We start from the raw sequence: 15231 nt of genomic DNA, 5'->3' as shown, positions 1-15231 counted from the left end.
ATATATAATTTTTTAATAATTTCTACATTTGATTTAAAATAATTAATCCTCGGTGCTGTCCCATGCCATTTTAGCCAGCGGAAATGGTTTTAAAGCCCTGTCCAATATTCCCTGAACATATGCAATCAAAATGCCGTAGTTGACTATAGGTACATTGAATTGTTTTGCAGTATTTATCCTGTAAATCATAGCAGATCTATTCAACATACACCCGCCGCAGTGAACTACGAGTGCATATTTTTTTATATCATCTGTAAAAGAAACGCCTGAAGAAAACTCAAAATCTATCTTCTTCCCCGTGATCTGCCTTATCCACCTGGGTATCTTCACTTTTCCTATATCATCGGACTGTCTGTGATGGGTGCATCCCTCTGCAATCAATACCTTGTCACCATCTTTTAATTTTTTTACAGCTTTTACTCCCTTTATAAGTTCCACCAGATCTCCCTTATATCTGGCAAACAATATGGAAAAAGATGTCATTAAAATATCTTTGGGAGTATCTGCTGAAACTTTTAAAAATACCTGGGAATCCGTAATCACCACTTTAGGTTTTTTGCCCAAATTCTCCAAAGTCTCTCTGAGCTCATATTCCTTTGTCACCACCGCCATGGCATCGCTTTCCAAGATATCCCTTATGGTCTGCTGCTGTGGAAGTATGAGCCTTCCCTTAGGTGCCGCCTTGTCAATTGGAATGACGAGCACCACAAAATCTCCGGGGCTTATCAGATCTCCTACTATTTTAAATCTATCTTCATCCTGGGGCAATATACCTGCTATTTCATTTCTCAGCTTCTTAATTCCTTCACCTGATACAGCAGACACCGATATTACCGGAGCATTAAATTCCTCTTTTACATTTTTGATATAATTATTATCCTTCTTTAGGATATCTATTTTGTTCAGTACCACTATAAGCGGTATGTCCTTATCTTTTATCTCATTTATTATATATCTGTCATAATCGGTAATTCCAAGAACAGAATCTATCACCACCAGAGAGATGTCAGTTTTATTCAGTACCTCCACGGTCTTCTTCTTTCTCAAATGCCCCAATTTGCCTTCATCATCAAGTCCTGCCGTATCTATTATCACACAGGGTCCTATAGGTAAAATCTCCATGGATTTATAAACTGGATCTGTAGTAGTTCCCCCTACATCCGATACTATAGCTATATCCTGCCCGGTTATTGCATTTATAATACTTGATTTCCCTGCATTTCTTTTTCCAAACAGGGCTATATGTACTCTCACAGATCGGGGGGTTTCATTTAAGCTCATAATTACACCTCCAAATATTTATATGCCAGGTATCCCTGGTTTTGTAAGCTGATATGGATTCATTATCTCATCTATTTTTTCCTCTGTCAGCACTTCTTCTTCCAAAAGCACTTTTTTTATTGTCTTGTTTTCTCTCAATGCCTTTTTTGCCAGTTGTGCAGCCCTGTCATAGCCTATATAGTGCACAAGAGCTGTTACCAACGCCGTAGATGATTCCAGGTTATTTCTGCATTTTTTTTCATTTATTTTAATATTTTCAATGCACTTTTCCTTAAATATGGTAACCGATCTTTCCAGCAATTCAAGAGATTCAAGCAGACACTCCGCAATAAGCGGTGTAAAAGCATTCAGCTCCAGCTGTCCCGAACCGCTGGCCAAGGTGATGGCAGTATCATTTGATATGACTCTCATACTGACCTGACCCACCATTTCCGCTATGACTGGATTTACTTTGCCCGGCATAATAGTAGATCCTGCCTGTACCTCGGGAAGTACTACCTCTCCAATTCCCCCTCTGGGTCCTGAATTCAGCAATCTCAGATCATTGGAAATCTTCATCAGATTTACAGCCAGAGCTTTCAAAAGCCCCGACACCTCTACGAATACATCACAATTCTGGGTTATATCCATGGGATAATCGGATCTGGCAAGTCCAAGCCCTGTTAAATTCTGAAGTACATCCGTTATTTCATATATGAATTTATTTCGGGCGTTTAGACCTGTGCCTATGGCAGTACCTCCTATGTTCACTTCTCTCAGTCTTTCTTCCACCTTGTAAATTCTCCATCTGTCCCTTGCTATTGCTTTGGCATAGGCACCAAACCCCTGGCCTGCCATCATTGGAAGTGCATCCATAAGCTGAGTTCTCCCCAATTTTATCATATCAGAAAATTCATTTTCCTTTACCTGCAGTTCTTCCTGTAAATCCGCCAGGCAATTGCTCAATTTTCTTATCTGTCGTATAGCTGCAATTCTAAGAGCCGTAGGATACACATCATTGGTTGATTGTGACATGTTCACGTCATTTAGTGGATGTACCAGAGTGTACTGGCCCTTTTTACCGCCAAGTATTTCTATAGCTCTATTGGCTACAACCTCATTTACATTCATATTTGTAGAAGTACCTGCTCCCCCCTGAAACGCACTCAGATTAAATTGATCATCAAATCTGCCCTCTATAACCTCTTCGCTGGCTCTAATTATGGCATCAGCCTTATCAGAGCTTATCTCTTTTAAATCCCTGTTTACTATTGCAGCTGCCTTTTTTATTAGTGCAATTTCTCTAATCAGATTCAAATTCACTATTTTGCCGCCCAGATTAAAATTTTCCATGGCTCTTTGAGTATTGATGCCAAAATAAGCTGAACTCTGAATTTTTTTCTCTCCCAGCAAATCTCTCTCAAGTCTGTCTTTCACATTCTTACCCCCTTTTATTTTGTAATTCATAATTTCATTTCAAAATCAACTTGAATTTTTCATAGTTGGCTCTAATTCCACTGTCAAGATGAATTTCTACTTGCATGTTTTCCATATGATGCAGTTTTTTATCATATTCTCTCAATTCATCCAGCTGATTATGGAGAATTGAAAGTCTTTGAGCTGTGTTTCCTTTTTCAAGACACAGGGCATTCTTTTTTTCATACAATTTGCTTTGAAGTTTACATATATAATCAGTTCTAATTTTGGATAATATATTCTTATCAAATCTATGTACATAGATCAAACAGTTAAAGACTTTGTATTCACCGGAAGTAAGCAGCCAGTATATGGGCTTTTTTTTATACCTCTGAAGGTGATCTTTAAAAAAATCATTCATAAAATACCTTCTCAAAGTTTCCCTGTCGCTTTCATTTCTCTTTTTTTTAAGAGTCTGTGCTATAAAAGCAATATTCTGAGATAAATTCTTTTTTCCAAAAGCTATTCCCACAAATTCTACAAACCTGGATACTATGTCATTTCTGAAATAATCCTCATACAATACTGGAATTACATTGTCCTCCTCCGGAGCAAAGGAAGCATCTGTCCACAAACCAGATATAACATGGCCCTCATCATCTTTATCCACCTTTCTGATCCGCCATATTCTATCTCCAGATTGTGAATTGTTAATTGTAAACCGTGAATTGAAACTGCCTCCTGCATACACAATTCCCTCCATATCCAGAGAATACCTTCCAAACATACATCCTACTGCATAGGATATAAAGGACTTTATTCCCCTTTCCCTATTGACTCTCTCTATTGTAATATCTTTTTCCCCAATTTCTGCAGTCATTTCATTTTCAAAACCATAAATTTTTATAAATATTTTATTTAATTCCTCTTCAATACACTTCATCCTATAAAATTGTTTTTCAGAAAAATTCTCCCAATTGTAATATGCTTTCTCTATGGTATTTGAATTCCCCTTGTAGATCAGCAGAGGATGTTTTTTGAAATTCCAGGAGGTTTCAAAAGAATCCCAGTTATTTTTGGATATGGATATACATTCCCTGCAGAGCAGATCAATTTTTTTTCTTATGGATGGATTATGTTCCATATATATCGGTATCTGCTTAACAGTGCCTGCAGTGAGATTTAACGTAGGGGCAATAAACTCAAAGATATTTGCCATTATCTTGGTGTTAAAAAAACTTAACATATAATCATAGTCCAATTCATTTTTCACAAATATTGAATCAGCAGACTGGTCAAAAATAAAACCCTCATTCAGTATTCTTATGGTATTTTTTCCAGAGGTTATTCTCTTCCAGCTTATGCCTTTGTGGAAAAAAAATTTTTCGTTTCGTATGATGGAACCTTTTTCCTCTCTTACTTTCTGCCCGTTGTCTTTCCAATAAATTATCTCAGATATATTTCCATACCATTTTTTTGCCTCACCGCCCATTTGATATGGAATCCAATACTTATCATTCCTATTCACTCCAGAAAAGTTTATGTGATTATAGTCTACCTCAAACCACTGTCTTATGTATTTATCATTGCTACCTGTCTGCATGCCCGTGCAAGGATACGCAACATCAGCTACAACTTTCGATCTATTCAATATTTCAATCTCCCTATCTGTAAGCCAGTATCCAAATCTATTTCCTGGAATCTTTTTCATCTTTTTCTGTTCCACAGTAAATCTGTAATCCACACAGGAATTGGCTATTGCCTCCCTGGTTTTTTCCGGCTGCCTTTTTGCCCCCTTAAAATCTGACAATCTTATATAATTTCCCGGTATATCCACACTGTAATTTCTCAAGGTAAATGTGCAAATAGGCACTGTAGCCTCTTCAAATCCAGAGTATTCGAGCTGAATCAAACTGCTTATATTTCTGGTATGAATTACAATCTTTCTCAACTCTTCATAGGACTGTATAAACATCCACACAAAAGGTACCATAAAACTCAGATGTCCATTACATTTAACTTTTGAAAAACTATACAGCATAAAAGCAGAAAACATATCCGTCTTTGCCGCTGGATAATTTTTAGCAATATATTTTCCTAGCAGTGGATTAAAATACCTGTTCCCCATATAAGGTGGATTTGTCACTAAAATATCATAAGTTTCTGACATTATCTCGGCCTGCTTTACAAATTCAGACAATAATTTAATGATTTTTTCCCTTCTTTTATGTTGAATTAAATTGTAATCTGAATTATTTATCATATATTTCAATCTATTTATAAAAAAATCCTTTTTAAATCCTCTCAGTTGTATTAATGATCCGTATATTTTAGCATCTTTAAATGTTTCTATAAATGCCTTCGTCTTTACATAATTTTCACCAAATTTACTTCCTGCTATATAAACTATATCATCTTCATTAAGGTCATTGCTCTCTTGTATAGACACTATATTTAAATCAATGCTTTTAAACTGCCCGTCTCTTGATTTTCTCTCTATATTTTTGAGAAGTTTTTTGTTATATTTCATTCCCTGCATGACAACAGCAAAACACGCCAGCCTATATGCCTTGTCATCTATGTCCATTCCATAAAGATTATTCTCTATAATCAATTCTGGTATTTTCCCTCGATCATAACCACATCTTTCATATATCTGATACAATACATCAAACATGTATATAAGTATATGTCCCGATCCGCAAGCCGGATCAAAACATTTAACATTTTCAATACTTAATTTTCTATCAATATGAGGACGTAATTTTTCATAAGCTCCAGGCCGTAGATCTTCAATATAAAATTCCCAATTTCTTTTTAGATCGCCATGCTCCGGATGGGCTTCTACCCAATACCTTCCCAGGGAATTTTCAACCATGTATTTGACTATCCAATCTGGAGTAAAGAGCTGTGTCACATATGGTATTTCCCCTTTAGTATACTTTTTCTTTGCCTTCATCAGCTTATTTTTTTCCTCGGATATGTAGTATTCATAGAGCCACCCTATAACAGTTACATCTTTCCAATCCTTTTCTGGTATAAGGGAAGTATCTGTCAATTTCCTTATAAAATCTCCATTTATTAAAATTCCCTCTGGAAACAATAATTCACAGCTGCTTTCCAGCCTTTCAAACACAAATGGAAGAGAGTTGCTTAAACTATTACACTGAATTATTATCATATATTTAAACAGGCCCTCCATATCACCATTTAATTTCATCTTGTATATTTTCTCAGTATCTACAGGGAGCTTCACTTTAAAAGCGTATTTCATTAAATCTGGCTCTACAGATCCCGGTAAAGAAGAAGACAATGCCCTTACTCCTGTAGGCAGATAATCATTCACTTCCATAAACCTCAATGCTACAAATCTATTAAACCAGATATAGGCAATTCTCTCAATTACCTTTTTATATCCATTTTCACCTCTATTATTCAGGATCTCAATTTTCTCAATTATTTTTTCCCTCTGTAATTCTTCCTCATTGCTGAGGGTAATTCCATTCATAGCCTCAGGGTTAAATCTTTCAGCATCATCTCCGTGTATGCCACATTGCAGGGCCCTAATATGTACTTTTTCAATTAGTTCAGTTCTGCCTTCACAAGCCAAGTTTTTAAGTGCGCTTTTATTCATATTTCATACTCCTAAATTTAATTTTTCTATGTTCAAAAAACACCATTGAAATCATAAAAAGTAAATGAATTCAACAGTGCCTTTAACCTTAATCCTCACTAAAATCCTTTTTTTCATCAAAACCCAATGTATCTTTAATGGACTCCAATACAGATTTTACAGTTTTATTAGCCAGATTTTCTATTTCATCCATTATCTCTTCTTTACTTTTTATACCAGTTATATATACGTCTAATTCCTTTTTATAAAGATTTTTTACGGTCTTAACTACAGCATACTCTAAATTATCCTTTTCAGATACTATAATGTCACCTTCCTGAAGAGTTAAATATATAGGGTTCTCTGATTTTATCTGGCTGTGGAATTTTTCCGATTCTCCGGAATCTTCATCTGAAACAATGTAAAAATTTACAGTGATCTCCATTGTACTTCATCCTTTCTTTTCAATTTGTTTCACTGTATTATATTTATTCAGATGAGAAAATGTTACTTTCACTTTCCCTCTTCAGATATTCCCTGCATTTTTTCTCTATGTCTTTTAACAAGCAGTGCAGCTGCAACTGTTGTAATGGGTATTGCCAAAATCAGTCCAATACTTCCAGCTAAAGCTTTTAATATTTCCGAAGCAATCACGTCCTGATCAATGGCAGTAGTAATAGAAGTGCTGTAGGAATAGGAAGAAACCATAATCATTATGTACATAGCTCCTCCCACATAGGCGAGTATTAAAGTATTAGCCATAGTTCCCATTATATCCTTACCTACATTCATACCAGATTTTATCAATTCCCTCACTGTTATATCCGGTTTAGCATCTTCAATTTCCTTTACCGAAGAAGCTATTGATATACTCACATCCATAACCGCACCCAGAGCCCCCATAATTATTCCTGCAAACAAAAGGCCTTGAAAATCAAAATTAGAATTTTGCGCAGTATAGATAATAGATTGCATTTGATCATCTGTAAGTCCATTTACCCTTATTATAGAATTCGAAAACATCGTTATAATTCCTGCAATCAGCACGCCTCCTGAAGTGCCTATAATAGCTGCCAGTGTCTTTTCATTTTTCCCGCCTATTATAACAAGATTTACCACAATCGCAAACATGCATATAATTGAAGAAACAACTACCGGATCAAACCCCTGTATTACAAGAGGTATTAAAACCTTCAACACCATAACTCCGGTTATAGCCAAAGTTATAACTGATTTGAGTCCTTTTTTGCCCCCAATAATTATCAAAAGCAGAATAAAAAATATTCCCAATTTATAGAGGTATTTATACCTGACTATTTCATATATATATGCACTCTTCACATTACCGCTTTTATCATATTTGTCAACATTTATCAAAACCTCGTCTCCAACTTTCACAAAACTTTGAGTGCTGCTGTTCTCATCTTTTATCTTCCCTCCTACAAAGTTTTGCACGGTAACCGTTTTGCCCTTGAGCTTTCCCGAAATTATTTTTACATCCACATTGGAAAACCTTTGAGAATTTTTGTCTCCCTGTGATTCTATTTTAACAACCATGCCATGGATGGGTTTGTTATATTCATCAGATACGGCTTTTACAGAAAATATACTCGAAAATAGCAATATAAAAATCATTAAAATAACTGAAGTATTTTTTGCTCTTAATATTTTAATTCACCTTCTTCTCATGAAGTCTCTAACTAATCTGAATTTATTTACGGAACTTCACATAATAAAATGCTCCAACATTCATATATTATAATCTAAATTATATAGACATTAAAACCATATTATATAATATACTTTACATTATACAGTGTATATGTTACAATAATGTGAGTGATAACCTTAAGGTAATATTTAGCACATTTAGAGAATATATTACTCTGTAGAAATAATAAATATAAATTAACTTAAATATCAAAATATACTGTTAAAAGGAGTACTTTAGAATGGAAAATTTAGCTGCCTTTTTATCAGGAGCTTTACAGATAACTTTACTCGACATAGTCTTAAGTGGTGATAATATAGGAGTAATCGCTCTGGCAACAAGAGATTTGCCAAAAAAACATGCAAAATCCGCTTCAATGATTGGAGTGTTTGCTGCAGTTTTCCTGAGAATACTGTTTGCATGTCTTATTACCTATATACTCTTAATAGAATGGCTTCCCATAAAATTAATCGGTGGAATTTTACTTATAAAAATAACCTGGAATTTTATAAAACCCGAATCAAAAAAAGCGAAAAAGAAGCATATAAATCCAACGGGTAAATACTTTACTGCAATTTCCAATATAGTTATAGCTGATGCTACTATGAGTTTGGATAATGTGCTGGCGATTGCCGGTGCGGCCCAAGGTCATATATTTCTTATAATTTTCGGATTACTGTTGAATATCCCCATTATATTCTTTGGAAGTCAATACGTAGCAAAACTTATGAATAAACACCCTATGATAATATACTTGGGAGGTGCTATACTTGCCCATACAGCTTTTAAAATGCTATTAGAGGACAGACTTTTACATAATTACACTTCTCCCATAATAACAAATGTAATATCTTTCGGTTTTGCTTTAATTGTACTGCTCTATGGAGTTTATAGAACTAGCAGGCCAGTTTCCCTTTCTTTAAAAGAGTTTAAAGAACAGCATTCTATCAAATAAATTAGTAAACTAGAATCAAAAATAGGCTTCAGGGGAAATTTTTATTCCTCTGAAGTACCATACAGATCTTTATAGACTATATTAAACACTTCTAATGATTCTTCTATTTTATTTTTTAAAAGTTTCTTCTTACTCTTCAATTCACTGACACCCAAATCCGTTAAAGTATATATTTTTTGCATTTTGTTTTTAGAATCATCCCACTTTCCTTCAATTAATTTACTTTTCTCCAGTTTTTTTAACAATGGGTAAATTCCCCCCGTACTAGGTATCCACCTGCCGCCAGTTCTCTCTCCTATTTTTCGGGATATATCATTTCCATTAGTAGCTTCCAAGCTTAAAATATAAAGAACATATATTTGTAAAAGACCTTTTGTAAATACCTGTCCTACAGCTTCCCTCTCTTTCTTCACCTTCTTGAGCTCAGCTAACTTTTGCTTGTATTCTCTATATAGACGCTTTTCTTCTTCTTTTGTACTCTTTTCCAAATCAAATTTATCCATAAAATTTATTCTTCCTCAAATAATACTAAACCCACTAGGCCAGGTCCGCTGTGCACTCCTGCCACAGGGCTTATATTTCCTCCAAAAGTGGCAGAAACTACATTTGGATTTTTTTTAATTTCATCAAATACTTTTTTAGAATCTTCCAGAGCACATCCATGTAGTATACTCATCCTGCATTTTTTGGTTTTAAGAATGTTATTTGCAATTTCAACAATTCTATTTAAAGATTTTTTTCTTCCCCTCACTTTGTCATAAGTAAAATATTTTCCATCATTTACATCAATGGCTACAATAGGCTTTATATTTAAAAGTTCTGCAATAGTACCTGCTACCTTGCCTATTCTCCCGCCTTTTTTTAAATATTCTAAAGTACCAACTACAAAATACAAATGCAGTCTTTTTCTTAAAGAAGGCAAACTATTTACTATTTCATCGAAAGTCATTCCTTTTTTTATAAGTTTTGCACATTCTTCTACTAGCATGGCCTCTCCTGCAGAGATGGACTTGGAATCATATATGTACGTCTTAATATTAGGATAATTCTCACTGACCAGCTTTACCCCATTAAAAATACCAGTCAAACCACCAGAAAGAGTTACAACTATGGCATGAGTATATCCTTCATCTTGTAAATTGTTGAATAAGTTCTCCATTTCATTCATAGAAGGCAATGAAGATGTAGGTATTTCCCTATCTAAATTATCATAAATATACTTTGAATCTACATTTATCCCATCAACAAATTCCCTGTCTTTATATATTATCCTATAATGAAGTATTTTTATATTATATTTATCCGCCACATCCTTAGGCATATCACTTGTACTATCCGTTATCAATGCAATTTTTTCCAAACTTTATTCCCTCCACTTTTTATAAAATTTTAATTAAATTTTTACAACATAATAATTATATCACCTTTTGCTTAATTATCAATAGTGATATATATCACTATTGATAATTAACTGGATAAAAAACAGCAGCCTATAAACAGACTGCTGCACTAACTTTATTTTGCCTTAAATTTTAAAGAGCATTTAGGACATGATAGCACATTATTTTTAGTTGTAGTTTTCAACAAGATAAGATTGCCGCATCTAGGACATTTTTTATATCTTTTTCTATTCTTCAACCTCAAATTTTTTAGAGATATTCTACCATGCCTAATATTATAGATAACACGAAACGCATCATTTAAAAACTTCAGCAGTAACCTTTCTTCCCTAGTTCTTTTCATGACATTTTTAGATCGGCTTCTCCAAAAAGCATACGATATCATAAGCAATCCTAAAAAAGCTTCATAGGCAGTAAGTAAACAGAAAATGCATCCAATAAAAGTTAGGATCTTAGAAAAATTATCCCACCCATACGTGATCTTCTCTGGACAATTATTGTTTGTATTCATAACGTTTACATCTCCTTTTTATAAAACCTTTCCCTATTCCTTAATTTAATATTACCATAAAATATCTAATTGGAGAATAATTTTACACTATTTACATTCTTTCATCATTACATCTAAAATCACTCCATCTGTATTTGCCATTCCTTCAACAGATATCCTTCCTAAATTTCGTATGGTTTTTTCCGCTGATTCATCCAGTATGCCATCTTGAGACGGTATAAAGATATTTCTATTTGCCATCTTAGCTGCATCTAAAGCTGCATTTACTGATATGGCCAATTTATAGGAACATCCAATCTTTGCACCATCACATATCATTCCGCTTATTCCTGCAATCATATTTTTAATGGCTCCCTTTATTTGGGCTAGATTCCCACCCATTAAATAAGAAAGTCCTGCACTAGCTCCTACACCAGCTGCTACCCCACATCCGCAAACTGGCGAAAGTGCTCCCGTATAGCTTTTTATATAAATAGTTACAAGATGACTTAAGGCAACGCTTCTAACTATCTTTTCCCTTTTAACTCCCATTTTTTCTCCAATTATAGCTATAGGAAGTATAGCCACCAATCCATGATTTCCACTTCCTGCACTGCTCATTACCGGGAGAGGATAGCCCGACATCCTTGCTTCCGAAGCAGCAGATGTAATGGCCTTAGCATACTGCTCTGCATTAGAGCTGTTATTGAATAAATGCCCGATACCTATTCCAAGATCCAATTTTAGACCTGTTTTCCCTATTTCCTCATTCATATTTATCCCATCTTCAATAAATTTTATTTTTTCATAAGAGACATTATCCACAAAATCTTTAAAATCTTCTATGGTAAATTCTCTGATCTTATCTCTCAAAGATGGCTTATCAGCAATGTTATTTCCGCTATCTTTTGAAAAAATTTGAGTTCCATTTTTCTCAATCATCACTATATTTAAGTGACTATTTCTTATGATAACTCTGGAAGAATTTCTGCCTTTTCTTGCAATTACTTCTATATATAGACCTTTTACATCCTTTTTCAGGTTTAATTTAATCATATTCCTATCTATTATATCAAGTGCACTTTTTAAGCTTTCATCTGAAACATCCTTTAATACCTGTAATTTATATTCCGATTTACCTATGACCATAGATAGAGCTGCTGCTGTCAAAATACCTTTTTTATCCGTACCAGGTATTCCCACCTCTTTACCATTTTTAAATATATTTCTATCCACATATATCTCCAGTCCAGTTATATCCTCCCCTAAAACTTCCTTGGCTTTGGCAACAGCATAAGCTACTGCTGTCGGTTCCGTACAGCCTAAAGCCGGCACTACTTGATCTCTCAATATATTTACTAACAATTCATAATCTTTCACAGATAATAACCTCCTCTACAATTAAATATTTATATACTTTATACAGATGAATGTATATCATAGCCCATAAGCTGTAAATCCTATATAGAAAATCTCTTATTAAATATTATTAGCACTTTTCATGCCAGTACTTTAACCCATATTATACACATTAATTCTCAATAATGATAAAAATATAGAGGATGTATATTCGTCATATGCATCCTCTATCTCCTATTGCTTTAAATTTACTTTACATATCAAAAATGATAATTAATTCTCATTTTTGATACTTCTCGTCACCTATTTTTCTGTATAAAGTAGCTGTACTTATTTTTAGCTTTTTAGCTATTAATTTTTTCGAATCGGTATCTGAACCATACTTCTCTATAAAACTATTTATAATCCCCCTCTCATATTTTAATACCATATCCCTAAGGCTTTCATTTTCCACAACCCTGTCATTAAATTTTCCTGTCCTTCTCCTTATAGTTTCAGAAGTTATAATACTTCCCTTTTCAAAATTTATAGCATATTCTATAAGATTTTGAAGCTCTCTTACATTTCCAGGCCAGGAATATTCTAAAAACATTTCTTTCACTTTTTCAGAAAAATCTCTTATATTTTTATCATATATATTATTATATCTATCTAAGAAATACTGCGAAAGCTCTAATATGTCATTTCCCCTTTGCCGGAGGGCAGGTATCCTTATTGGAATCACATTCAACCTGTAAAAAAGATCTTCTCTAAACTGTCCTTTTTCAACCATGCCGTATAAATCTTTATTAGTAGCCGCTATTATTCTAGGATTTACCTTTATAGTGCTTATGCCGCCTATTCGCACAATCTCTTTTTCCTCTAACGCCCTCAGAAGCTTCACCTGCATGTGAAGGGGCAAATCTCCTATCTCATCTAAAAATATAGTTCCATCTTTCGCTATCTCAAATTTACCCATCTTTCCGCTGTTACTTGCACCGGTAAAAGCTCCTTTTTCATATCCAAATAATTCACTTTCCATCAACGTTTCAGGTATAGCACCACAATTTATGGGCATAAACACCTCATTTTTTCTATAACTCTCATAGTGTATAGCCCTTGCAAACAATTCTTTTCCAGTGCCACTTTCACCCAGAAGTAAAACAGGCATATCCTTTTTGGCCACTTGCTTTACTTGATCTTTAACCTGGACAAAAACATCGCTGCTTCCTATTATATCCTTAAATCTAAACATGGAATTCTTTCCGTCCATCTTAAATACAGACTGCTGCAATTTGTTAAAATCCTTAAAAGTTATTACTGCACCATATATCCCTTTATCAAAATTTATGGGTCTCACAGATAATAAAAAATTAAATCTCGATTTATTAAAATCCACAGTTACAGTTTCTTCCTCTATATAATAATTATTGGGTTGGAATTTATTTACTATTTTTTCCGGTATAATTCTACTTACATCCTTATTTATAAGATAGGTTTCTTTTAACTTAAATTTTTCTTTTATATATCTATTTAAATTCAATATTCTATTATTACTGTCTATAGTTATAATTCCCTCATTTACAGAATCTATTATAGTTAAAAGTTCGGTAGATTTATACTCCAATTTATGATGCATATTTTTTTCCTTTATCCTAAAAGAAATAAGTTCTCCCATCCTCCTATCAAAATTTTTATAGCTATCCCTTTTTTTTAAAAACATTTCCTTTTTATCTTCATCAAATATTATCATGGCTATAATACCTTCTGCCCTACCATCTATGATTATTGGGAAACATACTTCTGCCTTTTCATCACACTGAGTCTTTGTTTCACAAATTATACATTCAGTACAACCTCCTGGATTTTCAATAAAATATGATTTTCCACTTTTTAAACATTTTTCGAACACGGAATTTTTAGGTGCACTCAATCCAATCTTTTTTTTGAGTCTTCCAGTACCTGCCACTCTCAAAAGCCTTCTATCCATAATAGTGATATCAATATCTATTACTGCCTTGATAGTTTCCGCTATATCCTGCAAATCATTTTTTATTTGTTCTATCACAGAGAGTTTCCCTCCTTTTCAAATTTAACATTGCCTCTATCCTATTTCTTTTATTTTATAACATATTAAAGAAGGATAAAAGTGCATCTGTAGCTTTTATCCTTCTTTAAATATCAATTACTCTCTTTATATATATCGTGTCCAAACCACTTTATGGAGAGCTTAGATAATGTACCATCTTTTTTAAGATCATCCAGTGCTTTATTTAAAGCCTCTTGTAATTTTTTATCTTTCTTTTTTACACCTATTCCAACGGGCTCTTTAGTAAGTTTATCTTTAAGTACAGTGTAATTTACCTTGTCCTTTGCCACATAGTATTCACCTACCTCAGAATCACATATGAGAGCATCAACTCTGCCTATATTGACTTCATGAAAAGCTTCCGTTATCTTGTCATATTTCTTAATTTCTTTAATACCTTCTATTTTCCCTGCTGCCTGCTCTCCCGTGCTTCCAAGCTGAACTCCAACTACTTTACCTTTCAAATCCTCTTTAGTGCTCATGGATTTGTTTCCGGATTTAACTACTATTATCTGTCCTCCATTGATATATGGTCCTACAAAATCTATATTCTTTTTTCTCTCATCGGTTATACTCAATGTAGCTAATATGGCATCAAATTTTCCGGATTGCAATGCTAAAATTATTCCATTAAAATCTGTAACTACAGGATTATATTTTACTCCCAACTTTTTAGCAAGTTCTTTCCCCAAATCTATATCGAATCCTTCCAATTCATTTTTATCATTTCTAAATTCCATAGGTGGATAGGAATCATCTAATCCTATAGAAAGTTTACCAGAATCTTTCACTCTCTGAAGTGAATTATCTGTTTCATTATTACTAGATTTACTGTTTGAGCCACAGCCTGTAAAAAGTGCAAACACCATAATTACACTTAATATTATTATACCTATTTTTCTCATGCTTTTCCCCCCAATTACTTTTTTATAATTATACATTATATATTATAAATATTC

General features: G+C 33.7%; 12 protein-coding genes. 1 reads left to right on the top strand and 11 read right to left on the bottom strand.

From position 1 onward, the window contains the following. Nucleotides 1-42: 42 nt before the first annotated feature. From hydF to J5G60_RS10325, 5 genes are all read right to left on the bottom strand, one after another. Nucleotides 43-1281 (bottom strand): [FeFe] hydrogenase H-cluster maturation GTPase HydF, encoded by a 1239-nt coding sequence (gene hydF, locus J5G60_RS10345; RefSeq protein WP_150358270.1) that lies wholly within the window; start codon nucleotides 1279-1281, stop codon nucleotides 43-45. Between the two features lie 18 nt (nucleotides 1282-1299). After that, a complete protein-coding gene (locus tag J5G60_RS10340; RefSeq protein ID WP_442870519.1) occupies nucleotides 1300-2727 on the bottom strand; it encodes an aspartate ammonia-lyase in 1428 nt (475 codons plus the stop codon). A gap of 4 nt (nucleotides 2728-2731) precedes the next feature. Next, on the bottom strand, nucleotides 2732-6310 hold the full coding sequence (gene pglX, locus J5G60_RS10335) for a BREX-1 system adenine-specific DNA-methyltransferase PglX (RefSeq protein ID WP_150358268.1): 3579 nt from the start codon (nucleotides 6308-6310) through the stop codon (nucleotides 2732-2734). Between the two features lie 88 nt (nucleotides 6311-6398). Next, on the bottom strand, nucleotides 6399-6734 hold the full coding sequence (locus tag J5G60_RS10330; protein WP_150358267.1) for a hypothetical protein: 336 nt from the start codon (nucleotides 6732-6734) through the stop codon (nucleotides 6399-6401). A gap of 68 nt (nucleotides 6735-6802) precedes the next feature. Beyond that, nucleotides 6803-7924, bottom strand: a complete 1122-nt coding sequence (locus J5G60_RS10325) for a YibE/F family protein (RefSeq protein WP_179977601.1) — start codon at nucleotides 7922-7924, stop codon at nucleotides 6803-6805. A gap of 317 nt (nucleotides 7925-8241) precedes the next feature. Between J5G60_RS10325 and J5G60_RS10320 the strand changes: the two genes are divergently transcribed. Further along, a complete protein-coding gene (locus tag J5G60_RS10320; protein ID WP_150358266.1) occupies nucleotides 8242-8955 on the top strand; it encodes a TerC family protein in 714 nt (237 codons plus the stop codon). Nucleotides 8956-8996: 41 nt separating this feature from the next. On the opposite strand, the gene J5G60_RS10315 is transcribed toward J5G60_RS10320, so the two are convergent. The 6 genes from J5G60_RS10315 to J5G60_RS10290 all read right to left on the bottom strand — a co-directional run bounded on the left by J5G60_RS10315 (nucleotide 8997) and on the right by J5G60_RS10290 (nucleotide 15177). Further along, nucleotides 8997-9458, bottom strand: a complete 462-nt coding sequence (locus tag J5G60_RS10315) for a PadR family transcriptional regulator (protein ID WP_150358265.1) — start codon at nucleotides 9456-9458, stop codon at nucleotides 8997-8999. 5 nt (nucleotides 9459-9463) lie between these two features. Continuing rightward, a complete protein-coding gene (locus J5G60_RS10310; RefSeq protein WP_150358264.1) occupies nucleotides 9464-10315 on the bottom strand; it encodes a DegV family protein in 852 nt (283 codons plus the stop codon). A 155-nt stretch (nucleotides 10316-10470) separates the two neighbouring features. Continuing rightward, nucleotides 10471-10866, bottom strand: coding sequence for a hypothetical protein (locus tag J5G60_RS10305; protein WP_150358263.1), 396 nt, complete (start codon nucleotides 10864-10866; stop codon nucleotides 10471-10473). Between the two features lie 87 nt (nucleotides 10867-10953). Then, on the bottom strand, nucleotides 10954-12225 hold the full coding sequence (locus J5G60_RS10300) for an L-cysteine desulfidase family protein (RefSeq protein WP_150358262.1): 1272 nt from the start codon (nucleotides 12223-12225) through the stop codon (nucleotides 10954-10956). 259 nt (nucleotides 12226-12484) lie between these two features. Next, entirely contained in the window at nucleotides 12485-14251 is a 1767-nt protein-coding gene (locus J5G60_RS10295; RefSeq protein ID WP_150358261.1) for a sigma-54 interaction domain-containing protein, read from the bottom strand. A gap of 113 nt (nucleotides 14252-14364) precedes the next feature. Further along, nucleotides 14365-15177 (bottom strand): ABC transporter substrate-binding protein, encoded by an 813-nt coding sequence (locus J5G60_RS10290; RefSeq protein WP_150358260.1) that lies wholly within the window; start codon nucleotides 15175-15177, stop codon nucleotides 14365-14367. Between the last annotated feature and the right edge of the window lie 54 nt (nucleotides 15178-15231).

The organism is Clostridium sp. HV4-5-A1G (assembly GCF_900184915.1).
In the GTDB taxonomy this organism is placed as follows: Bacteria; Bacillota; Clostridia; order Clostridiales; family Clostridiaceae; genus Clostridium_B; species Clostridium_B aromativorans.
This window is presented reverse-complemented; position numbering and strand designations above follow the sequence as displayed.

Excerpts from the sequence above, each read along its gene's own strand:
- J5G60_RS10315 (WP_150358265.1), bottom strand. The coding sequence starts at position 9,458 with ATGGATAAATTTGATTTGGAAAAGAGTACAAAAGAAGAAGAAAAGCGT.
- J5G60_RS10325 (WP_179977601.1), bottom strand. The coding sequence starts at position 7,924 with ATGATTTTTATATTGCTATTTTCGAGTATATTTTCTGTAAAAGCCGTA.
- J5G60_RS10320 (WP_150358266.1), top strand. The coding sequence starts at position 8,242 with ATGGAAAATTTAGCTGCCTTTTTATCAGGAGCTTTACAGATAACTTTA.
- J5G60_RS10290 (WP_150358260.1), bottom strand. The coding sequence starts at position 15,177 with ATGAGAAAAATAGGTATAATAATATTAAGTGTAATTATGGTGTTTGCA.
- J5G60_RS10330 (WP_150358267.1), bottom strand. The coding sequence starts at position 6,734 with ATGGAGATCACTGTAAATTTTTACATTGTTTCAGATGAAGATTCCGGA.
- pglX (WP_150358268.1), bottom strand. The coding sequence starts at position 6,310 with ATGAATAAAAGCGCACTTAAAAACTTGGCTTGTGAAGGCAGAACTGAA.
- hydF (WP_150358270.1), bottom strand. The coding sequence starts at position 1,281 with ATGAGCTTAAATGAAACCCCCCGATCTGTGAGAGTACATATAGCCCTG.
- J5G60_RS10305 (WP_150358263.1), bottom strand. The coding sequence starts at position 10,866 with ATGAATACAAACAATAATTGTCCAGAGAAGATCACGTATGGGTGGGAT.
- J5G60_RS10340 (WP_442870519.1), bottom strand. The coding sequence starts at position 2,727 with ATGAATTACAAAATAAAAGGGGGTAAGAATGTGAAAGACAGACTTGAG.